This is a genomic window from Marinobacter sp., assembly GCF_039977835.1.
In the GTDB taxonomy this organism is placed as follows: Bacteria; Pseudomonadota; Gammaproteobacteria; order Pseudomonadales; family Oleiphilaceae; genus Marinobacter.
In genome coordinates this window covers 67942-90154 of sequence record NZ_JBDWCL010000072.1, presented here as the reverse complement: position 1 = coordinate 90154, position 22213 = coordinate 67942, and the positions used below count along the sequence as shown (strand labels likewise).

The window sequence follows — 22213 nt, the reverse complement described above, 5'->3', positions numbered from 1 at the left end:
AGTGATTTGTTTTGTGACATTTTGTGAATGTATTCACGGAACCGGAGTGTAAAACAATCTTAAATGGAGTGGTGAGGTTAGGCCTCACACAAGAAATCGGATAATAGAAAGTTCAACTGGATAACAATAAGTTCAATCAAGGAGAACAATATGAAAGGCCTGAAGAAAATTGCACTGGCAACCGCAGTTGCCGCTGCGCCCTTCGCCGCTCACGCCGAGCTGCAGGCGATGGACGACAGCATGATGGGTAACGTCACCGGTCAGGCCGGTGTGACCATCGAGCTGGAAACCCAGGTAAGCATCGGTCAGTTCACCTACACGGACGAAGGTACCTTCGCCGTAAAGGACATCAATCTGGGTGGTGCTCTGACCAGTAGCTCACAGTCAGCTACCGACTACGCTGCCGCTACTGGCGCTGGCGCTCTGTTGGACCAACTGAAGATTGACATCGACATCGCTGACGATGGCGACGCGATCATTCACGTTGGCTCACTGCAGGAAGATGGCAGTGGCAACCCGATTCCCATCGATTGGGGTTTCACCGCCGGCTCCATGGAGCTTGACGGTAACGGTGGCCAGAACACCGTTCTGGTTTCCAACATGGACGCCTGGGGTCTTCTCGGCGCACTGGACATCGTTGTTGATACTGACGACGTAGACGGCCAGGCGGGTACCGGTACACTGAACATCGACGCTGCGTTCACCGTGAACGAAATGAGCTTCGACGTTGAATTCCTGGGCATCGGTGTTCGTGGTATGACCATCAATAGCTCCGAATCTGGTGGTGAAGTTCTGGGCGCAGCAGGTCTGGCTCAGATCTTTGGTGACGATCCTGCAAACCTGACTCCAGAAGAGCAGCGCAAGGTTGGTCTGGCACAGGCTGGCTTCGCTATCGTTGGTCTGGACGTCTACAAGGGCAGCGGTCTGGGCGCTTCCACAGCGACCGACGTACTGCGTGTAGATGTTGATGACGTCCTGATGGACATCAACGTTGCCGAAACCGTTATCGGCGGTGCAAACATCGGTACTATCGGTATCGACAACCTGCACATCAGCAACACCAAGCTGGCTGTATACGGTCGCTAAGCTGATCGGATAGCACCTCTGGTGTGAACGCCCCGTCCTGCGGGGCGTTTTTTTATGCCTGTGAAATATTCAGGACGGGTCACACATAAAAAAAGAGCGGCGCCTTTTCAGGGTTGCCGCTCTTTTTTTGGTGCCGTGGTTGAATTAACAGGAAGGTTTTACTGGTCCGGCACCTTGATAGAAAGATCAAACCCGCCACCGGGCCGTGGCGTCAGGGTGACCGGCCCCTCGTTAATGCCATGGGGCACCTGGATATTATCAATACCCGGTGGGTTGCCGATGGAAAAGTTCAGGTTTTGGCCGTCGAAGCCGATACCCAGTTGGTCGTTGAGGAAGGTCTGGGTGAAGGGCTCATCCGGTATCTGTGCCTGCTGCCCGAAGATGATGGGCGGAATGTTCGGTGTCAGGTCCCGTGGTGGCTGCGCCCGGGCGAGTTCTTCCTGGGGCAGCAGGAGGGCACGCCTGAGAAATTCTTCTTCGGCATTTTCCAGCGCATCGGCCTTGCCTTCACGCTGGAAGCGCTCAAGGGCATCACGGTAGGCTTCTTCTTCCGCTTCTGTCAGCACCGGCTCCCCGGGGGAAATGGTCAGTGAGCGGATAATCTGCCGGCGATCCGCTTCCGATTTCTGCCGCTGTTTCGGAACCACGATAACGGCGGAATCCTTCACATAGGTTTCAACCATTTCATCGGATGTCATGGATTGCACGCCTGCCATCAATGGCGAGGCGAAGGATGCAGCCAGGCCGGCAGTTCCAGCCAGTGCAATGAAAAGGGGTGTGCGGCGTATCATGACGTAGCCTCTTGCCGTGTCCAAACGCGAAAAGATGAGGCGCTGCTGATAGTCGACTGCAGTCAGCAGGCTCCTTATTACCAGTATTCGGCCGCACGGGCGGTAATTCAAGCCGCTTCTGTGGCATTTGTGATCAGAATCGGAGTATTTCCAGTATTCTTCTGCAACGGCCTGCAAAGGTGTTTATAGTCGTGGCTGATCGATCCGTTTTTTCAGGGCATTTATGTTGAAGGCAATTCGCAAACGCTGGCAGTACTGGGTGAATCAGCGGATACCCCGCTCAGATCAGCGGGCATTTGGGCAGCGCAACATTTTCATTCTGCCGACTGGTGCCGGTGTGGTGTTTGGCGCGCTGTTGCTGATTATGCTGATCACCGGTATCAACTACCAGAACAGCCTGATTTACCTGCTGACGTTCCTTCTCGGCGCCGTCGTGGTGGCGGCCATGCACCAGACACATCGCAATCTGTCAGGGCTGGAACTGACCCTGATTCAGGCCGGCGAGGGGTTTGCAGGCGATTTGATTCCGTTTCGACTGCGTGCGATCTCGCCCAGGCACGATACCCTGGCGCTGTCCCTTGCCTGCGATGATGTCATTCTCACGCAGCAGCATATAACGGCCGGTCAGCAGGCGGACATTAGCCTTTCAGTGCCCTCTTACCAGCGCGGTTACCTGCAACCGGATCGCATCCTGGTGGAAACCCGCTTTCCATTCGGGCTGTTCCGGGCCTGGTCCTGGTTGCGTCCGGTCACCTCAGGCATTGTCTACCCCAACCCGCTGGCAGCGCCAGACGTGGCAAGCACGGTGCAGGATGGTAACGAGCAGTCGAAATCCCGCTCGCTCGATGGCAATGATCATGCGGATATCCGGCCCTGGCGCGAAGGTGATATGAGTCAGAGGGTGCAATGGAAGCGCTATGCCCGCACCGGTGAGATGGTGATTGCCGACTGGGAGAGTGAGGAGGGAAGCCCCCATTGGCTCGATTACGAGGCCTTTGCCGGTGTGGACCGGGAGTTACGGCTGGGCTACCTCGCACATCAGGTTCTGGAGCGTTCAAGGAGCAATAGTCGTTTCGGACTCAACTTGCCGGGCCAGGTTATCGAGCCGGATACCGGGGCTGCGCACACCAGCCGCTGCCTGAAGGCACTGGCTATTTTCGGCCTTGAGCAGCCTCGGGAGGGAGCGCCTGTTCCCCATGGTACTCGTGCAGGTGAAGGTGCCGGACGCGTGACCGGGGGCGTTCTATGATCTTTGGTCGTGGAAACCGAGGGTTTGCCAGTGAATCGGCAGAAACCATTGAGTTGGTGTCGGGCAGGGCGCTGATCTGGCTGATTGCCAGCTTCGCACTGCTGCTGGTACCGCAATGGGACCGGTTGCCATTCTGGCTGATTGCCAGTTGCGCCGGGCTGGCGGGCTGGCGCTGGCTGGCTCAGTCCGGGCGCCTCAGGCTACCTGGAAAGTGGTTTCGAAGCGGTATTATGCTGGCCCTGGTAGCGGTCTACATCGCCACGGTCCACGGACGCTTCACCGTGGAGACAGCATCCTCCTTCTTCGTGCTGGCAGTAGGGCTTAAATGGCTGGAGACCCGCTCGGTGCGGGATTTTTATGTGCTTTTCTTCATTCTGGTGTACCTGGCCACGGTCAATTTCCTGTTTCATCAGGAAATTCACTGGAGCGTCATTAACCTGATGGGGGTTGCCCTGTTGCTTGTCGGCCTGCAGGTGGTCAATGCACCCGATATCCCGGGGGCCATGAAATCAGGTTGGCGGCGCCTGGGCATGATGCTTGTGAAAACCCTGCCAATTGTGGTGCTGCTCTTCGTGTTCTTTCCTCGCATGGCGCCTTTGTGGAGCGTGCCGTTGGTTTCAGGGGAGGCGCGCACCGGTATCAGCGACACCATGACTCCTGGTGACATCTCCAGCCTGGCCCAGAGCAGCGAGCGGGCCTTCCGTGTAACTTTTGGAGGCGAAATACCCGCCTACCGGGATCGCTACTGGCGTGGGCTGATCCTGGACCGGCTGGATGGCGAAACCTGGCAACAGGGCTTCGAGCGCCCGTTCCGCAGGCCCGGCAGGGTGTCTGTTGACGGGGGCGTGGGTGAACTGGAACCGGATCAGTACGATGTGTTGATGGAGCCCACGGATCAGGTCTGGGCTTTCGCCCTGGAAAACTCCGAGGCGGTATCAGACAACGTCAAGCCCAACGACCAGGGCCTTTTCCGCTTTGACCGGCCGGCTGACAGTCCGGTGCGGTACCGTATGGCGCTTTCCGGGGAGGACCGTTCCGGTCAGGTCGGAGCGCAACCGGATGACGCGCAGCGTTACCTTCAACTGCCCCGTTCCGGGAATCCAAGAGCCAGGGCCTTTGCGGAAGACCTGGCTGGCCAGTACAGCAGTCCGGAGGGTGTTGTTCAACACCTGCTGGACCGCTTTCGCCAGCAGGAATACTTCTACACCCTGCGACCGCCCGCCATGCCCGATGACGGTATAGATGCCTTGCTCTTCGATGAAAAACGGGGGTTCTGTGCCCATTATGCCGGTGCTGCAACCTTTGTACTCCGCGCTGCTGGCATTCCCGCGCGGGTAGTCGTGGGCTACCAGGGGGGTGACTCGGGTGCCGATGACCAGTACCTGATTATTCGCCAGTATGACGCCCACGCCTGGGTGGAAGCCTGGTTGCCGGGTCAGGGCTGGGTAAGGGTGGATCCGACCGCCGCGATCGCCCCTCAAAGAATTGAGTCGGGCCTGCGGGACGCCGTGGCGGAGGAGGGGTCGTTCCTGGAAAATGAATGGACCTCGCCACAGCGATACGGTGATATGGCGGTGCTTCAGTGGGCCTCGCTGAAACTGGACCTGATGAACTACCACTGGCAACGTTGGGTGGTGGGCTACCAGGGGCAGTCCCAGATGGACCTTATGTCCCGGCTGCCGGGCGGTATCGGCCTGCGGGAGCTTGGTTATATTACCGCCGGTATCATTGGGGCCGGCCTGCTGCTGGCGGGACTGGTGACCGCCTGGCAGTACCGTCGCGTTGAAATTCGTGACCCGTTTGGCCGCACCGTCGCACGCTGGCACCGCCTGTGCGATCGCGCGGGGGTGCCTGTGCGACATGGCGAAACGCCATCCCAGCTCGCGGACAGGCTGTCCCGTGCCAGACCCGCGGCGGCAGGGACCGCAAACGCTTTTGCCCGCATGGTTAACAAACATTACTATGGGAGCGAATCGGGTACTGAGAAACGGAGCGATCTTGCCAGAATGAAGCGATTGCTGATAACGATGAAACGCCAGGCTGACCGCAAACCACAGGTTGATCGCCGGCCCTCCGCTGTGCCAGAGGGAAACCACTGAAGGTGAACAAGTGAACACGTCCATAGCAACAATGGCCTGGCTGAAGGACAGCTGGGCCAGGCTTATGCAGCGCATGACCGGCGGGCGGCTGCCCCACGCGCTGCTGGTGACCGGTGAAAATGGCGTCGGCAAGCGCCTGTTCGCGGACGCCCTGGCGGGGCTGCTTGTCTGTGAGAGGCCGGAGATGACCGCCGGCGCCCCCTGTGGCGAGTGCAAACAGTGCGAACTGGCCTCTGCCGGCACCCATCCGGATATCCGTGTTTATACCCCGGAAAAGTCCCGGATGATAAAGATCGACCAGATACGCGCCCTGTCCTCCTTTGCGGTGGGCTCCCCACAGGTGGCCTCAAGCAAGGTGGCCATCATCGACCGGGCTGACCAGCTCAACATCAATTCGGCCAACGCTCTGCTGAAAACACTGGAAGAGCCGGCTGACGATGTAACTCTGATTCTGCTGCAGGAGAGTGGTCGTCCGGTGTTGCCGACCATTCGTTCTCGCTGCCAGAGTCTGCTGATTGCCACACCCGCCAGGGATCAGGCCGCTGGTTGGCTAGTCAGTGCCGTGGCGGAACTGGATGCAGACAGTCGTCCGACTCCGGAGCAATGTGAGAAAGCCCTGGGGCTTGCTGCCAATGCGCCGCGCCTGGCGCTGGAATACGCAACCGGTGATTTCATCGGTCTACGCGACGAAGCTCTGGAAAATTTCCGTTGCTTCATGAAAGGCCAGCTGTCAGTTGCCGAGGCAGCAAAGCCGTTCAGGGCCATGGGGCTTGAAAACGCCCTGTGGCTTTTCGAGGGGTGGGCCGGTGATCTGGCACGTATCGGCGCTGGCAGTCCGCCCCGGGACAAAGATGCAGCGGAGATGCTGGCGTTCCTGGCCAGCCACAACCCGCCATGGCGTGCCCATGAGATTCTGGATGCCATCCATGAATCCCGGTCTGCCGGTGTCTATAATGTGAATCCGGAACTTGAGGCAGGGCGGTTGCTTATTGCCTGGCAAAAGCTCATGCCAGTGCGTCGCCCGGCAGCGGGATAATTTGCCCGGCAAGGTGTCTGGCAGGATAGGGCAGTTTCCGGCAACTACTGCTATGATTGCGAAATATCAGGAGTTTCTTAGCTCCGGTCATCAAAAAAGAGATAGGTGTTTACTATGGGGCCCGGTTTTGGCGCGCGCAGTGGCATTCTTACCCTGACGATCAAGGACAAGGCGGTACTTTATGCTGCCTATATGCCTTACATCCGCCAGGGAGGCCTGTTCATACCAACCCAGAAGCAGTATCAGCTGGGGGACGAGGTTTTTCTGTTGCTCAACCTGATGGACGAGCCGGAGAAGATTCCGGTGGCTGGCAAGGTGATCTGGATTACTCCTAAAGGTGCTCAGGGTAACCGCGCTGCGGGCATCGGCGTGCAATTCAACGGCGACGACGAGACTGCACGCACCAAGATTGAGTCCTATCTGGCGGGATCACTGAGTTCTGACCGACCCACCCACACCATGTAAGCGTTTCAATGAATGACACTGTTCTGGATACCCCTCCCGATGCCGGGCTTGCGCATCGGGAAATAGATTGGCCTCTGCGCCACATCACCCTCGCCGGGCTGCACTGGCCCGCTGCCAGCACCACCAATGACCGCCCGATACTGATGCTTCATGGCTGGCTGGACAACGCCTTGTCGTTTGCACGGTTGGCGCCGGAACTGTGCGGGGCCCGGGATGTCTATTCTATTGATCTGGCGGGCCACGGCCATTCCGGGCACCGGCCGCCGGGCCAGGGCTATCTGTTGATGGATTATGTAGCGGACCTGGCGGAACTGGTCGAGACCCACTTCAACAAGGCGGAGGACGGCAGGATCGATCTGGTTGGTCACTCCCTTGGCGGAATCGTCAGCGTGCTTTATGCGGCGGCTTTCCCCGAACGGGTACGCCGACTGGTGATGATTGATAGCATCGGCCCAATCAGCCGTAAACCCGATGAGGTGATCGGGCAGATGCGCAAGGCAATTACCAAACGAATGACGGGTTCCGGAAAGCCGGTCGTATACCCTGATATCGCGGCAGCAGCGAAAGCCCGGGAGGGAGGAATGATTCCGCTGTCGCCGCCGGCGGCGCGGATGCTGGTTTCCCGAAGCATGAAACCGTCAGGTGAGGGTTTCGTGTGGCGGGCAGATCCCCGTTTACGTCATCCGTCGATGATCATGATGGACGAAGCACAGGTAATGGCCTGCCTTGAAAAGGTTGTTACTCCCACACACTTTTTGCGTGCCGAGAAAGGGCTGCTTGCGAGTCGCCCCGATCTGGGTTCACGAACGAATGCCATTGCAGAGCTTGACCTGATGGAGGTTCCCGGTGGCCATCACTGCCACCTGGAGGGCGATGTCGGGCCTGTTGTCGATGCAGTCAGAGGCTTTTTAGACGATGCAGAATAAGCGCTTCTCGCAGTTTGTCATGTTGGTCGCCGCATTTTTTGTGGGTGGCTCCGCCGTGGTGTCGGCCCAGATGCCACCCCCGCAACCTTTTCCGGATTCACAACTGGAGCAGGAGGTTACGATTTCTTCTCCTGGGCACCTGGTACTGTTCAGTCCGGTGCGTGAGGTCAACAACGAAATCCGGTCGGCCGCCATGGCGCGGCTTCCTGTCAAGGGAGTCGGCCAGTTGTACGAAGTCCGGGGCGGCGCCAACCGCGAAGAAGCTCGTGACCACTATTTGAGGGAACTCCAGTCCCGTGGTGCGCAGATCCTGTTTGAGTGTTCCGGTCGGAACTGCGGGCGTAGCAATGTCTGGGCTAATCAGATCTTTGATCAATCCAGCCTTTATGGACGCGATAACAATCAGGATTACCTAGTGGCAGGTTCGGTCGATGAGAACGGCAAACCCTGGCTGACCCTGGTGTATACCGTTACCCGCGCCAATCAACGCCAGTATGTCTGGGTTGAGCATCTGGTTGCGCCCCAGGGCACCGAAATACCGGGGTTGGGCAACGAAAGCGCCCGCATCAAGGGGCCGATTATCGTACCCTGGCAGGGTGGCATTACTTACCGCTTCGAATGGAGTGGCGCAGACCGCCGGATTATTAACGACTGGGCCGGTGAAGAGGGCGCCAGGGTTATACTCACTGCTTACTCGGAACTGAAGGAAGATGAGAGTTTCGACGAGTCTGCTGCGCGGGCGGAGAAAGCTGCAAAGTCATTGGCACAGGTGCTGGCCAAGAGCGGCGTGTCCGAAAGCCGGCAGACAATCATTACGGTAGGTCCGGCGGTCGTGATACCCAATCCCGACCGCCAGGGCGACCGGGTTGAAGTGATGGTGATTACCAGGTGAAGGGGATGAGCAAGCCGACAGATTCAACACCACAGGATGAAGACCAGAAGCCCAAAGAGGACATCTCACAGATAGTCACCAGTACGGGCATATCGGCAGCGCAGTCCTCACGGTCTGAAGAGACGTCGGCTGTGGAAAAGCCGGGCAAGGGGAAAACGGTTGCATTGGCGCTTGGTAGTGGCGGTGCCCGAGGGTACGCCCATATTGGTGCCATCGAGATACTGGTGGAGAGGGGTTACGAGATTATTGCCATCTCCGGCTGTTCCATGGGGGCGCTGATCGGCGGGGTGTTCGCTGCCGGTAAAATGAAGGATTACAAGGACTGGGTGACCGGTCTGGGGCAGTTCGATGTGCTTAAACTGCTTGATGTCACCTTTAATTCCGTGGGGGCAATCCGGGGAGAGAAGATTTTTTCCGTGGTCCGGGAAATGATTGGAGATACCCGCATCGAAGACCTCCCGTTGGCTTATACCGCAGTTGCGACGGATCTTCTCGCTCACAAGGAAATCTGGTTCCAGGAAGGCCCGCTGGACCAGGCCATCCGGGCATCCGTCGCTATCCCGAGCGTGGTAACTCCACTGGTGCTCAACGGCCGTGTGCTGGTGGACGGTGCCCTGCTGAACCCTTTGCCGATCATACCTACCATTTCCTCCCATGCAGATATGGTGGTGGCCGTTAATCTCAGCGGTGAGGATGACCGCGGACGGCGCCTGCCTGATGCGGCTTTCGAGGCCATCGGTGAGGGCGGTGTTGATATGGAAGAGTGGGTCGACAAGATCCGCGGTAAAGCCTCGCGCTGGTTTGACTGGGATGCCATCAAGACATTCTCCGCACGAAAGGGGGGCGAGGCGCCTGAATCACCGGAAGAAAAGATCAGTAAGGCGGTTAAAAAAGATGAAACCCGAAAGATACTGCCCACGATCAAACCGGAGCCGTCAAAGCACAAAGATGACCACGAAACCATCGATTGGGACAAGCTGGGCATTGGCAAGTTTGACGTGATGAACCTGACCATCGAAACCATGCAGAGCGCACTGGTGCAGTATAAAATTGCAGGGTACCCGCCGGACCTGCTGGTCAATATTCCCAAAAATGCCGGGCGCAGCTATGACTATCACAAGGCTCCGGAGCTGATACAACTGGGCCGTGAGCGGATGGCATCTGCCCTGGACCGATACGAAGAAAACCTTAATAGCTCCGGGCCGCTGGCACTGTAATCATGGCTGCGGACGCGTATAATTCCGCTCCTTGACCATTTCCGGACAGGAAGACAGCTTGTGACCAGCCCCATTGATGACCTGCATACCATCAGGGATTACCTGCGCTACGTATCCTCACGTTTCGCCGACTCCCCCCTGTTCTTCGGGCACGGCACTGACAACGTCTGGGACGAAGCGGTCCAGCTTGTTATGCGCAGCCTTAATCTGCCTCTGGAGAACAACACCCTGTTCCTGGATGCGCGCCTGACCCGGCATGAACGCCAACTGATCGTGGAACGAATGGAGCGCAGGATCCGCGAGCGTGTGCCATTGGCCTACCTGCTGGGCGAGGCATGGTTCATGGGGCTTCCTTTTCACGTCGATGATCGCGTGCTGGTGCCCCGGTCGCCGCTGGGGGAGCTGATCCAGAACGGGTTTCAACCCTGGCTGGGGGAGCACCCGGTGGGGAGAGTTCTCGATCTCTGCACTGGTAGCGGCTGTATCGGGATTGCGGCAGCCACTGTGTTTGACGAGGCGGAAGTGGACCTGTCGGATATCTCGCCGGATGCCCTGGAGGTGGCCGCTGCGAACATCGAGTATCATGAAGTGGGCGACCGGGTCAGAACCGTGCGTTCGGATGTGTTTGACAGCATCGAGGGTCGGTACGATGTCATCCTCAGTAACCCCCCTTACGTAGATGCTGAAGACATGGCGGACATGCCGGCTGAATACAGCCATGAGCCGGAGCTTGGACTGGCGGCTGGCGGCGACGGGCTGGACATCGCTCACAGGATCCTGGCCGAAGCGGCAAAGCACCTGAACCCCGGTGGCCTGCTGATTGTGGAGGTTGGCAATAGCTGGGTAGCGCTGCAGGAAGCCTATCCTGACATGCCCTTTACATGGCTGGAATTCGAGAACGGTGGTGACGGAGTGTTTCTGTTGACTGCTGAAGACCTTAATTAAGAACCCTGGATAAGATACTGAATCATGTCGGGAAATAGCTTCGGAAAATTGTTTACGGTCACCAGTTTTGGTGAAAGTCATGGCGCTGCGCTGGGATGCATTATCGACGGGTGTCCTCCGGGGCTTGAGCTGTCGGTTGAGGATATGCAGCGGGATCTGGACCGCCGTAAGCCGGGCACTTCACGACACACGACCCAGCGCCGTGAAGCCGATGAAGTGAAGATCCTCTCTGGCGTTTTCGAGGGCCGAACCACCGGTACGCCTATTGGCCTGGTCATCGAAAACACGGACCAGCGGTCCAAGGACTATTCGAAAATCTCGGAGCAGTTCCGTCCCGCCCACGCTGACTACACCTATATGCATAAATACGGTGTGCGGGATTATCGTGGCGGCGGCCGTTCCTCTGCGAGGGAAACCGCGATGCGCGTTGCCGCCGGGGCGGTGGCACGGAAGTTTCTTGAGCAGCGGTTGGGCATTTCCATTCGCGGTTATCTCTCGCAGCTGGGGCCAATAAAAATCGAAAAGCTGGACTGGGAGCAGGTTCACCAGAATCCGTTTTTCTGCCCCGATGCCGACAAGGTCGGGGAGATGGAAGCCTATATGGATGCCTTGCGCAAGGAAGGTAATTCCATTGGGGCGCGTATCAATGTTGTCGCTGATGGCGTGCCCCCCGGGCTGGGAGAGCCGGTCTTTGACCGCCTGGATGCGGACCTGGCGCACGCTCTGATGAGCATCAATGCGGTTAAAGGTGTAGAGATCGGTGCCGGGTTTGGTTGCATTGACCAGAAGGGTACCGAGCATCGGGATGAGCTGACGCCGGAAGGATTCCTGTCGAATCATGCCGGCGGTGTGTTGGGTGGCATTTCTTCCGGCCAGCCGATTCTGGCGAGTATTGCGTTGAAGCCGACGTCGAGCTTGCGGTTGCCTGGGCGGAGCATTGATGTGCATGGCAATCCGGTGGAGGTGATCACAACCGGGCGGCATGATCCCTGTGTGGGTATTCGGGCTACGCCGATTGCGGAGGCGATGATGGCCATTGTGTTGATGGACCATTACCTGCGCCATCGCGGCCAGAACGGAGACGTTTCAGTGTCCACGCCCGATATAGGCCAGCGCTGATACCGCACGCGGTGCTTGCCACGGCGATCGGACTTCTGTGATAACTCACTGGAGAATTCTTATCTACTGGCGCCTTTCCAATCTCTACTTCTGGTTTTTCGCCCTCCTCGGCGGCTTGCTGCCGTACTGGTCCCTTTACCTGGAAGACCGGGGGTTTTCCTACCTTGAAATCGCCACCCTGATGGCGACTATCCAGTTGACCAAGATAGTGGCACCAAATGTCTGGGGCTGGCTGGGGGACAAGACCGGGCAGCGGGTTCGACTGGTCCGGTTCGGGGCGATCACCGGGTCGTTGTTTTTCGCCGGTGTGTTTATGGAGCCAGGGTTTTACGGGCTCCTGTTGGTGATGTTGGCGTTTACGTTTTTCTGGAATGCCATTCTTCCGCTTTACGAGGTCATAACCCTCAGGTCGTTGGGCAACCAGCGGGATAAATACGGCAAGGTGCGGCTTTGGGGGTCGGTAGGATTTATTGGGGCTGTGGCCCTGGTGGGCGGGATTCTGGAGCTGGTGCCGATTGATCTGTTGCCCTGGCTGCTGTTGCCTGTGTTTGCGGGGATTGCGGTGTCGGCGTTTCTTGTGCCGTCGGACCGGGGAGAGCGCAAACCGCCGGCGCCAAAGGGTAGTCTGAAGGCGATTGTGACGCACCCGGCGGTGGTGACGTTCTTTCTGATGAACTTCCTGCTGCAGGTGTCTCACGGGGCCTATTACACCTTTTTCAGTATCCATCTGGAGCAGCATGGATACGGCAAGCTGGCGATCGGGCTTCTGTGGTCGCTTGGGGTGCTGGCGGAAATCGGGCTGTTTCTGGTGATGCACCGGTTGACCAGGAACTTCACGGTGCGACAGATTGCAATTGGCGCGCTCGCCCTGACAATGATCCGCTGGGTGTTGATAGCGGAAGTGACGGATGTCCTGGCCGTGCTGATTTTCGCGCAGCTGCTGCATGCGGCGTCCTACGGTGCGCTTCATGCCATTTCCGTGCAGTACATTCAGGGATTCTTTGGTCAGCACCATCACGGCCAGGGCCAGGCGTTATACAGCGGGCTGACATTCGGGGCCGGCGGGGCGATCGGGGCCTGGATGTCGGGTTTTCTTGTGGACGGCTTCAGTACCTCTGCCGCTTTCTGGGGCGGGGCCGTTGCCATGGCGATCGCCATCGTGATCACCTGGCGGGGCCTGAGGCCGCCGCCGGAGCATTAGCGGCACTATTTCAAGCGGCACTATTTCAGGTGGCTCTATTTCAGTTCGGATGCAATGTCCAGCAGTGCCCGGGCCTGCGGACTCAACGACCGGCCCTTAAGGCCCACACCGCCCAGGATCCGGCTGACGGAGTGGGGCACCGGAAGCACGGTAAGAGATTCGTCGACCATGCTCGTTGGCAAGACGCTCCAGCCCAGCCCGACACTGGCCATCATCTTGATGGTTTCCAGGTAGTTGGTAGGCATCTGGATCTTCAGGGGCAGCCCGGCATCGAGAAACAGCCGGCTGATGGTTCGATAGGTCGCGGTTCCTGCTTCGGGTAACAGGGCATCGTACCCGGACAGGTCTTCAAGGTCAGGTTTCTTCAGCGCTGCCAGCGGGTGCTCTGGCGAAACCACGAACGCCATCGCATCCTCCCAGCGCACATACACCTCAAACGCCTGATCCATGCTTTCACTCAGGGTCACGAACGCCAGTTCGGCGGTACGTTTACGCATCTGTCCGAAGGCGCTCTCGGAATCCATAAACTGCAATTCCAGCGAGACCTCCGGGTAGTCCCGGTTCAGCCGCCGCAGCCACGCCGGCAGGTGGTGCAGCCCGATGTGGTGGCTGGCAATGACCGAAAGCGGCCCGGAAACGGAACCTTCCCGATCCGAAAGCGCCTGTCGGGCGTTGTGCACTTCATCGAGAATCCGGCGGGCATGGGGTAATAGGCGCGCCCCGGCATCCGTCAGTCGAACTTGCCGGTTGCTGCGGTCGATCAGCTTCGTGCCCAATTGGTTTTCTAATGCAGCCAGGCGTTTACTGATGGCGGGCTGGGTCAGGTGCAAAAGCTCTGCGGCTTCCGAGAATGACTCCTGGTCGACTATTGTCAGGAAGGCTCTGAGAGAATTCGCATCCACGGGTCTGGTTTCCTTGTCTGCTGCTCAAGGTGAAGGTTCTGAAAAGGCAGCACCAGGTTAAAGCTTAGTATTCCATGCCGGAATGCACAACATAAAAAACATGAATTGAGGTTATCCAGCGTGAAGCGGTAAGATAGCCCCATAGCGTTAACAACAGAAACCCCCGAAAGTGAGAGAGACCATGGCGGGCAAGACCTTATACGACAAATTGTGGGACGACCATCTCGTCAAACAGCGGGATGACGGCTCGGCTTTGATCTACATCGACCGGCACCTGCTTCACGAAGTCACCTCACCACAGGCTTTCGAAGGCCTGCGCCTGGCAGGGCGTAAACCCTGGCGACTGGATGCCAACCTTGCCACGCCGGACCACAACGTGCCGACAACGGATCGTGCCCGTGGTGTGGAAGGGATCGTCGACCCGGTGTCGCGTATTCAGGTGGAAACCCTCGATAAAAATTGCGACGAGTTCGGCATTCTTGAATTCAAGATCAAGGACCAACGCCAGGGCATCGTGCATGTGATCGGGCCGGAGCAGGGCGCGACGCTGCCTGGCATGAGCATTGTGTGTGGCGATTCCCATACCTCTACCCATGGTGCTTTCGGGTGCCTGGCTCACGGCATCGGCACGTCCGAAGTGGAGCACGTGCTGGCAACCCAGTGCCTGGTTCAGCAGAAGATGAAGAACATGCTGGTGAAGGTGAATGGCAAGCTCGGGCCGGGTGTGACTGGCAAAGACGTTGTGCTGGCTATTATTGGCAAGATTGGTACCGCCGGTGGCACCGGCCACGCTATCGAGTTCGGGGGCGAGGCAATTCGCAATCTCTCCATGGAAGCCCGAATGACCATCTGTAACATGTCCATTGAAGCTGGCGCGCGCGTGGGTATGGTGGCAGTGGATCAGACCACTATCGATTACGTAAAAGACCGTCCGTTTGCTCCGAAAGCAGAGATGCGGGACCGGGCCATTGCGTACTGGAGCACCCTGCACAGTGATGACGACGCGGTATTCGACAAGGTGGTGGAGCTTGAGGGTTCCGACATCATGCCGCAGGTAAGCTGGGGCACCTCACCGGAAATGGTCGCCGGCGTTGGTGGCCAGGTGCCGGACCCGGATGCGGAGTCTGATCCCATCAAGCGCGAAGGTATTGTGCGGGCTCTGAAATACATGGGGCTCAAGCCCAACATGCCGATTACCGATATCAGGCTGGACCGGGTGTTTATCGGCTCCTGCACCAACAGCCGTATTGAGGATCTGCGTGAAGCTGCCGCGGTTGTGAAAGGGCGCAAGGTGTCGCCGTCACTCAAGCAGGCGATGGTTGTGCCTGGTTCCGGACTGGTGAAAGTGCAGGCCGAGCAGGAGGGTCTGGACAAGATCTTTATCGAAGCGGGTCTTGAGTGGCGCGACCCGGGGTGTTCCATGTGTCTGGCCATGAACGCGGACAAGCTGGGGCAGGGCGAGCACTGTGCCTCCACTTCCAACCGCAACTTCGAGGGGCGGCAGGGCTTTGGCGGGCGTACCCACCTGGTCAGCCCGGCGATGGCAGCAGCAGCAGCGATTAACGGACACTTCGTTGATGTCCGCGAGATGATGAACTGATCCACAGGAGAGACACCCATGCGAGCTTTGAAGCAACACCAGGGCATTGTGGCCCCCATGGACCGGTCCAATGTGGATACGGACATGATTATTCCCAAGCAGTTTCTGAAGTCCATCAAGCGCACCGGCTTCGGCCCCAACCTATTTGATGAGCTGCGTTACCTGGACGAGGGCAAGCCGGATCAGGATTGTTCGCAGCGCCCGATTAACCCGGACTTCGTGCTGAACCAGGACCGCTACAAGAACGCCAGCGTACTGTTGGCCCGGCGCAATTTCGGCTGTGGCTCAAGCCGTGAGCACGCTCCCTGGGCGCTGGAAGATTTCGGTTTCCGCGTTATCATAGCGCCCAGTTTTGCCGACATTTTCTATAATAACTGCTTTAAGAATGGCTTGTTACCGATTGTTCTTGATGAGGAAATTGTCGACCAGCTGTTCCGGGAAGCGGAGGGGCAGGAAGGCTATCAGCTGGCAATAGACCTGGAAGCAAAAACGGTGACTAGCCCATCCGGTGAGTCGTTCCGTTTCGAGGTGGATGATTTCCGCCGGCACTGCCTGCTCAACGGACTCGATGACATCGGTGTGACGCTGGAGGATGCGGAGCTGATAAAGGCCTACGAAACATCCCGGCGTGAGACGGCGCCGTGGTTGTTCGGTGCCGGTGGCTGACACTGGATCGCAAAATTTCAAAAACATTAAAGGAAACACAATGTCCCGAACTATCCTGATGCTCCCGGGCGACGGCATCGGCCCTGAAATTGTGGCCGAGGCTGAGAAAGTCCTTCATAAGGTCAATGACAGCTTCGGCCTGGACCTGCATTTCGAGTCTGCCCTTGTCGGTGGTGCGGCAATTGATGAGACGGATACGCCACTGCCGGAGGAAACCCTGGACAAGGCCCGTAAGGCAGACGCCATTTTGCTGGGCGCCGTGGGCGGTCCGCAGTGGGACAGTCGCCCCATGGCCAGCCGTCCGGAAAAAGGGTTGCTGGGGCTGCGCTCCAATCTTGAGCTTTTTGCCAACCTGCGGCCCGCAATTCTGTATCCCCAGTTAGCCTCTGCGTCTTCACTGAAACCGGAAGTGGTTTCCGGGCTGGATATCATGATTGTTCGTGAACTGACCGGCGGTATCTACTTCGGCCAGCCGCGGGGTGTGCGTGAGCTGGAGAGCGGAGAGCGCCAGGGTTACAACACTTACGCTTACACAGAGTCCGAAATTCGTCGTATTGGACGGGTCGCCTTCGAAGCGGCCCAGCAGCGGGGAAAGAAACTGTGTTCGGTGGACAAGGCAAATGTGCTTGAGGTCACCGTTTTGTGGCGGGAAGTCATGGAGGACTTGCGCCGGGAATACCCGGATGTAGAGCTCTCTCATATGTATGTTGATAACGCCGCCATGCAGTTGGTTCGTGCACCCAAACAGTTCGATGTGATTGTGACTGGCAACATGTTTGGTGATATTCTTTCCGATGAAGCGGCAATGCTGACAGGCTCCATCGGTATGCTGCCATCGGCTTCCCTGAACTCCGAGAAGCAGGGCATGTATGAGCCGTGTCATGGTTCCGCGCCGGATATCGCGGGCAAGGGCATTGCCAATCCGCTGGCTACCATTCTCAGTGTCGCGATGATGTTGCGATACAGTCTTGGCGAGGAAAAAGCCGCCGGGGCGATTGAGGTTGCGGTCAGCAAGGTGCTGGATCAGGGCTTGAGAACGGCGGATATCATGTCCTCTGAGGGCCGGAAGGTATCGACCCGTGAAATGGGCGATGCGGTTCTGGCTGCGCTCTGAGGCCGGCAGATTTTGAGACCCGACGACAACGCGATGCTGTTGTCGCGGGATCATCCATCCTGTCCCTGCCAGCGATAAAGGCATTGGGCGGGCATAAAACGAGGTTCAAAGGTCGCACATGAAGCGAGTTGGACTTATTGGCTGGCGCGGTATGGTGGGCTCTGTCCTCATGCAGCGCATGCGCGAAGAAAACGATTTTGCGGATATCGAACCCATTTTCTTTACCACTTCCCAGGCCGGCAAACCGGCACCTGATGTGGGTAAAGAAGGAGTTCCTGCACTCCAGGACGCTTTCGATATCGACACCCTGAAAACCCTGGACGTGGTCGTTACCTGTCAGGGTGGCGACTACACAGGCGCGGTTTACCAGAAACTGCGTGATGCCGGGTGGCAGGGCTACTGGATTGACGCAGCTTCCACGCTTCGGATGGCCGATCACTCAGTGATTGTGCTCGATCCGGTTAACCGCAACGTGATCGACGATGCGCTGGCAAAAGGCGTGAAAGACTACGTTGGTGGCAACTGCACTGTCAGCCTGATGATGCTGGCCCTGGGTGGCCTTCTGGAGCAGGACCTGATCGAGTGGGTGTCGCCCATGACCTACCAGGCAGCCTCAGGTTCGGGCGCGCAGAACATGCGTGAGTTGCTGAACCAGATGGGTGAGCTCAAGGCCGCTGTCGGCGACGAGCTGGCGGATCCTTCATCCGCCATTCTCGATATCGATCGCAAGGTCACCCAGACCATGCGCTCCGATGGTTTCCCTACGGAGCACTTTGAAGTGCCGCTGGCGGGCAGCCTGATTCCGTTTATCGACAAGCAGCTTGATAACGGCATGAGCAAGGAAGAATGGAAAGCTGGCGTCGAGACCAACAAGATTCTTGGTCGCAGTGATAACCCCATTCCTATCGATGGCATTTGCGTTCGCATCGGCGCCATGCGCTCTCATAGTCAGGCGCTCACTATCAAGCTGAAGAAAGATCTGCCGATAGATGAAATTGAGGCAATTCTGGCGAAGGCCAACGACTGGGTGAAGGTTATTCCCAACGAGCGCGATGCCACCATCCGGGAACTGACGCCTGCGAAGGTAACCGGCACGCTGAGTGTTCCCATTGGCCGCATTCGCAAACTTGCCATGGGCCCGGAGTATATCTCTGCGTTTACGGTAGGGGACCAGTTGCTGTGGGGCGCGGCGGAGCCGCTGCGGCGGATGCTCCGCATCCTTCAGGAAAAATAACGCAGACCCGCAGCTGGCGAGATTATGCCAACTGTGTCCGGTTTCAGAGAACCGGCGAGGGGCGGAGGCTGAAATAAGCCTCCGCCCCTGTTATTTTCGGAAGCGTTTTGTAATTGTTCCCGCTTAGGCATGCTCTGAAAAGCCGGTTTTTGGTTGTTAAGGCGAACAGATCATCGTGCGGTAACAATATGTTACCAAGTATTTGTGAAAAAATGGTACAAGGTCTGCAGCTGCATGATTGATAAAAGAGGTATTATCAACAATACTTGCGCAACTGAATATTAAAAACATTACATAATAACGATAGTAATCAAGACGGAAGTCATCCAACCTCGTCCGATATCTGTTCCCTGGAGCAGTAACGAATAACGGAGACTGGTAAGGAAAAAGCATGAAGGTACGCAAGCTTGCGGTTGCTCTGGCTCTGGCGGGAGGGCTCGGTTCCGGCGTCGCACAGGCCCTGGGTCTGGGAGCAATTGAATTACAGTCCTATCTGAATGAGCCTCTGGACGCGGAGATCAATCTGCGTAAAAGCCAGGGCGTTGACCCTGGTGATGTGTTTGTAAACATCGCTCCCGAATCGGCCTATGAACGGGTAGGTATCGACCGGAACTATTTCCTTACCAAACTGAATTTTCGGGTCACCACAGCCAGCGACGGGAACCTGGTGGTGACCGTATCGTCCCGTGAGCCCTTGCGGGAGCCCTATCTCAATTTCCTGCTGGAAGTAACCTGGCCCAATGGTCGCCTGATGCGTGAATACGCCGTTCTGGTTGATCCGCCGGTTTACGCTGAGGAATCCGGTGTGCAGGAACAGATCACTGCACCTTCCACTCGCCAGGCTGCGCAGCCGTCTGGCCAGCAGTCCCGGCCGCAGGCCCGGACAACGGTGCAGGAGCCTGGACGCACTGCCACGCAGCGCTCGCGTACCTTCGGTCCCACTGGTCCTTCCGACACCCTATGGAACATTGCCGCCAGCGTTCGTCCTGATAGCAGTGTCTCTATTCAGCAGGTGATGCTCGCGTTGCAGGATGCCAATCCGGACGCGTTCATCGGGGGCAATATCAACCGTCTCAAACGCGGTGAGGTACTCCGGGTTCCAGACATCAATGACATTCGCAGCCGTTCCGGGGCTGAAGCTAACCGGCAGGTGGCACTTCAGAATGAAGCATTCTCGCGACCGGAACGAACGGTTGATGCTACTGACGATGCTGCTGATACCGGCGTGGCCTCTGGGCAGGCTGCTCAGGGTGAAGCCCGCGGGGACGAACTGAGGTTGCTTGCCAGCGAGGAAAGCAATTCGCGCAATGCTGACGAAGGCGGTTCGGCAGGTGGAGACGGTGACACTGCAGGTGGTGTGGATGCCGGTTCTGCCATTGCGATGGAAGAGCTGGAAAGCGCCCGTCGTGAGAACGACGAACTTACGGGCCGTGTAGATGATCTTCAGGAGCAGGTAGAAACACTTCAGCGGTTGCTGGAACTGAAGAATACGCAGCTTGCGGAGATGCAGCAGGCCGGAGGCGAAGAGGATGGCCAGCAGCCTGTCGAGTCACCTGATGACGAAGCGCTTGCAGGACAGGCAGCGGATGACGCTGAAGGCGAGACTACCGATGCAGAAGGGCAGCAGGCCGCCGATGCCGGTGCCGGTGCCGCCGATGATGCGAGTGATGATCGGCTTGCGCTTGCCGACGAAGACGCAGAGCCATCAGCGCTCGGTGGAGAGCCTTCAGCAGTGAGTGGAGAGCCGTCAGCGGTCGATGGAGAACCCTCTGAAGTTGGTGAAGAGCCGACAGTGACCGACGAAGAGTCTCCAGCCACCGTTGACGAGAGCGGCATGGAGGAAGAAGACCTGGCCGCGACCGGTACTGACGACCCGACAGCAGATGACGAGCGTGAAGAAGACGCAGAAACTGCAGCGCCATCTTCGCAGCAGCCCAGCCAGCAGCCAACCACTACACCGGTGCAGCCCGACAAGGGTTTCCCGGACAATGTGATCAGTGCCATCACCAACAACCCCATGTACCAGATCGCCCTGGGCGGTGGCCTGGTCATCCTGTTGCTGCTTTTGCTGCTACTGGCCCGTCGCAATGCCAATCGTGAAAAGGCGTTCTACGAACAGCTCAACGGGGAAACCGAGGGCGACACTGATACCTTTGATCTGACGCTGGACGACGAAGAAGGCGCAGCGAGCCCTGAAGGGGATCCCCTGGCGGAAGCTGACGCCTATATTGCCTACGGCCGCATGGACCAGGCTGCTCAGTCACTGGAAACAGCTATTTCCCGCGAGCCAAGCCGCACCGATCTCCGGCTGAAACTCCTTGGCGTTTATGCAGATACTCAGGACCGGGCTTCGTTCGAGAAGCAACTGGGTGAGGTTGAGGCGCTGGGTGATGACGAAGCCATCGCTGAGGCCCATGATCTGCGGTCGCGCCTTGAAGAGGCGGAGTCAATGCCAAGCATTGATGACCTGGAGTCGCAACTGAGGTCCGATTCGTTTGAAACCGGCGCCGAGTCGACCGGGGCAAGGGTGGATGCATCCGATGAGGACGGCCTTTCCGATGAATTCGCGTCAGACCGCTACGAGGCCCGTCCGGGCGAAGAGGAAGAGGACGAATTTGGCAGCCTGGAAACGGACTTCTCCGAACTCGACCCCGATGAGCCGCAAGAAGCGGGTACTGAAAAAGCGGCTGGTCCGGATGACCTGATCGAGTATGATCTGTCGGGCATCGACTCGTCAGGTGACGAAAAGGATGCACCTGAGGAGGAGAGCTTGCAGAGCGCCGAGACTGATGAGCTGGCGGACAATGCTTTCGACTTCACCCTGGAAGACGAGTCGGCCGACGAGGCAGTCAAAGCCAGCGATGATGAGGATCTGGGCCTTGAGCTCGAGGACCTTGAGTCGGATGCAGGCATCAACGAGAGTGAGCCAGCACCGGCAGATGAAAACGCGGACGAGTTCGAGTCACTTGGTCTCGATGAAGAGGATTTGCAGGAAGGCGATCTCGACTCGCTGGATGAGTCTTTCCTCGACGAACTCGACGCTGAACTGGACAAGGTGGCCGGCGACGACGATGCGTCTGCGGAAGGCGATGAAAACGATCTGGATGACCTCGAACTTGATGTTTCCGACGAGGACCTCGCGCTGATGGAAGAGTTTGCCGATTCTGGCGATACCGCAGGTACGGATTACAGTGCTGAAGGCATCGAAAGAACCGAGGGTGTTGATAATGTCGAGAGCCTGGAAGGGGAAGACGAGGCGGCATCACTCGATGAAGAGCTGGGTCTTGAAGACGCTCTGAGCGACGAAGAACCGGCGGGCCCCGAAGAAACGGTTGCTGGTGCGGAAGCCGTTGAGGACGAACTGCCTGAACTGGGTGACGATGCGGAAGAGGAGCCTCCGGTTGCTTCCACGGCAGCGACGTCACGGACGGCTGAAATCGACGAGTCTGATCTGGGCGACGATGATGACTTTGACTTCCTGTCAGGAACCGATGAGGCGTCAACCAAACTGGATCTTGCCAGAGCCTATGTTGAAATGGGTGATGTGGACGGCGCCCGCGACATCCTTGAGGAAGTCGCGCTGGAAGGAAATGAGGAGCAGAAAGCGGAAGCGCAGGATCTCCTTAAAAATCTTTCCTGATTCGCTATAATCAGGACCAGAAGCGCAAAAC

Annotated in this window: 18 protein-coding genes; 16 read left to right on the top strand and 2 right to left on the bottom strand. The window is 57.9% G+C overall.

Annotation, left to right across the window (positions count from 1 at the left end):
* Positions 1-150 precede the first annotated feature (150 nt).
* Positions 151-1086, top strand: coding sequence for a DUF6160 family protein (locus ABJM11_RS21085; protein WP_348295323.1), 936 nt, complete (start codon positions 151-153; stop codon positions 1084-1086).
* A gap of 158 nt (positions 1087-1244) precedes the next feature.
* Here ABJM11_RS21085 and ABJM11_RS21080 read toward each other — a convergent pair whose 3' ends face one another.
* Positions 1245-1877 (bottom strand): hypothetical protein, encoded by a 633-nt coding sequence (locus tag ABJM11_RS21080; protein WP_348295322.1) that lies wholly within the window; start codon positions 1875-1877, stop codon positions 1245-1247.
* A gap of 223 nt (positions 1878-2100) precedes the next feature.
* On the opposite strand from ABJM11_RS21080, the gene ABJM11_RS21075 reads away from it, so the two are divergent.
* The 10 genes from ABJM11_RS21075 (at position 2101) to ABJM11_RS21030 (ending at position 13026) form a co-directional block, all read left to right on the top strand.
* Positions 2101-3126 (top strand): DUF58 domain-containing protein, encoded by a 1026-nt coding sequence (locus tag ABJM11_RS21075; RefSeq protein ID WP_348295321.1) that lies wholly within the window; start codon positions 2101-2103, stop codon positions 3124-3126.
* Positions 3123-5225 carry a transglutaminaseTgpA domain-containing protein gene (locus ABJM11_RS21070; protein WP_348295320.1) on the top strand — a complete coding sequence of 701 codons (2103 nt, stop codon included), beginning with the start codon at positions 3123-3125 and terminating at the stop codon, positions 5223-5225. The genes ABJM11_RS21075 and ABJM11_RS21070 overlap by 4 nt, the downstream gene beginning before the upstream one ends.
* A 31-nt stretch (positions 5226-5256) precedes the next feature.
* Complete coding sequence (gene holB, locus ABJM11_RS21065) at positions 5257-6261, top strand: DNA polymerase III subunit delta' (RefSeq protein WP_348295572.1); 1005 nt, start codon at positions 5257-5259, stop codon at positions 6259-6261.
* A 114-nt stretch (positions 6262-6375) separates the two neighbouring features.
* The gene (locus ABJM11_RS21060; RefSeq protein ID WP_008171779.1) at positions 6376-6726 is read left to right on the top strand and encodes a PilZ domain-containing protein; all 351 of its coding nucleotides are present in this window, start codon (positions 6376-6378) and stop codon (positions 6724-6726) included.
* 8 nt (positions 6727-6734) lie between these two features.
* Complete coding sequence (locus ABJM11_RS21055) at positions 6735-7652, top strand: alpha/beta hydrolase (RefSeq protein ID WP_348295319.1); 918 nt, start codon at positions 6735-6737, stop codon at positions 7650-7652.
* Entirely contained in the window at positions 7642-8544 is a 903-nt protein-coding gene (locus ABJM11_RS21050; RefSeq protein ID WP_348295318.1) for a DUF4892 domain-containing protein, read from the top strand. Before ABJM11_RS21055 ends, ABJM11_RS21050 begins: the two co-directional genes overlap by 11 nt.
* A gap of 5 nt (positions 8545-8549) precedes the next feature.
* Entirely contained in the window at positions 8550-9761 is a 1212-nt protein-coding gene (locus ABJM11_RS21045; protein WP_348295317.1) for a patatin-like phospholipase family protein, read from the top strand.
* Positions 9762-9821: 60 nt separating this feature from the next.
* On the top strand, positions 9822-10706 hold the full coding sequence (gene prmB / locus ABJM11_RS21040) for a 50S ribosomal protein L3 N(5)-glutamine methyltransferase (protein ID WP_348295316.1): 885 nt from the start codon (positions 9822-9824) through the stop codon (positions 10704-10706).
* Positions 10707-10730: 24 nt separating this feature from the next.
* On the top strand, positions 10731-11825 hold the full coding sequence (gene aroC, locus ABJM11_RS21035; RefSeq protein WP_348295315.1) for a chorismate synthase: 1095 nt from the start codon (positions 10731-10733) through the stop codon (positions 11823-11825).
* A gap of 37 nt (positions 11826-11862) precedes the next feature.
* Positions 11863-13026, top strand: coding sequence for an MFS transporter (locus ABJM11_RS21030; RefSeq protein WP_348295314.1), 1164 nt, complete (start codon positions 11863-11865; stop codon positions 13024-13026).
* Between the two features lie 35 nt (positions 13027-13061).
* Here the strand turns inward: ABJM11_RS21030 and ABJM11_RS21025 are convergent, their stop codons facing one another.
* Positions 13062-13928: a LysR family transcriptional regulator gene (locus tag ABJM11_RS21025; protein ID WP_348295313.1), complete on the bottom strand. Its 867-nt coding sequence runs from the start codon at positions 13926-13928 to the stop codon at positions 13062-13064.
* A gap of 181 nt (positions 13929-14109) precedes the next feature.
* On the opposite strand from ABJM11_RS21025, the gene leuC reads away from it, so the two are divergent.
* The 5 genes from leuC (at position 14110) to ABJM11_RS21000 (ending at position 22182) form a co-directional block, all read left to right on the top strand.
* A complete protein-coding gene (leuC, locus tag ABJM11_RS21020) occupies positions 14110-15528 on the top strand; it encodes a 3-isopropylmalate dehydratase large subunit (RefSeq protein WP_348295312.1) in 1419 nt (472 codons plus the stop codon).
* 18 nt (positions 15529-15546) lie between these two features.
* Complete coding sequence (gene leuD, locus ABJM11_RS21015; protein WP_348295311.1) at positions 15547-16194, top strand: 3-isopropylmalate dehydratase small subunit; 648 nt, start codon at positions 15547-15549, stop codon at positions 16192-16194.
* Positions 16195-16234: 40 nt separating this feature from the next.
* Positions 16235-17308: a 3-isopropylmalate dehydrogenase gene (gene leuB, locus ABJM11_RS21010; RefSeq protein ID WP_348295310.1), complete on the top strand. Its 1074-nt coding sequence runs from the start codon at positions 16235-16237 to the stop codon at positions 17306-17308.
* 118 nt (positions 17309-17426) lie between these two features.
* Positions 17427-18542 carry an aspartate-semialdehyde dehydrogenase gene (gene asd, locus ABJM11_RS21005; protein ID WP_348295309.1) on the top strand — a complete coding sequence of 372 codons (1116 nt, stop codon included), beginning with the start codon at positions 17427-17429 and terminating at the stop codon, positions 18540-18542.
* 391 nt (positions 18543-18933) lie between these two features.
* A complete protein-coding gene (locus ABJM11_RS21000; RefSeq protein ID WP_348295308.1) occupies positions 18934-22182 on the top strand; it encodes a FimV/HubP family polar landmark protein in 3249 nt (1082 codons plus the stop codon).
* Positions 22183-22213: the final 31 nt, after the last annotated feature.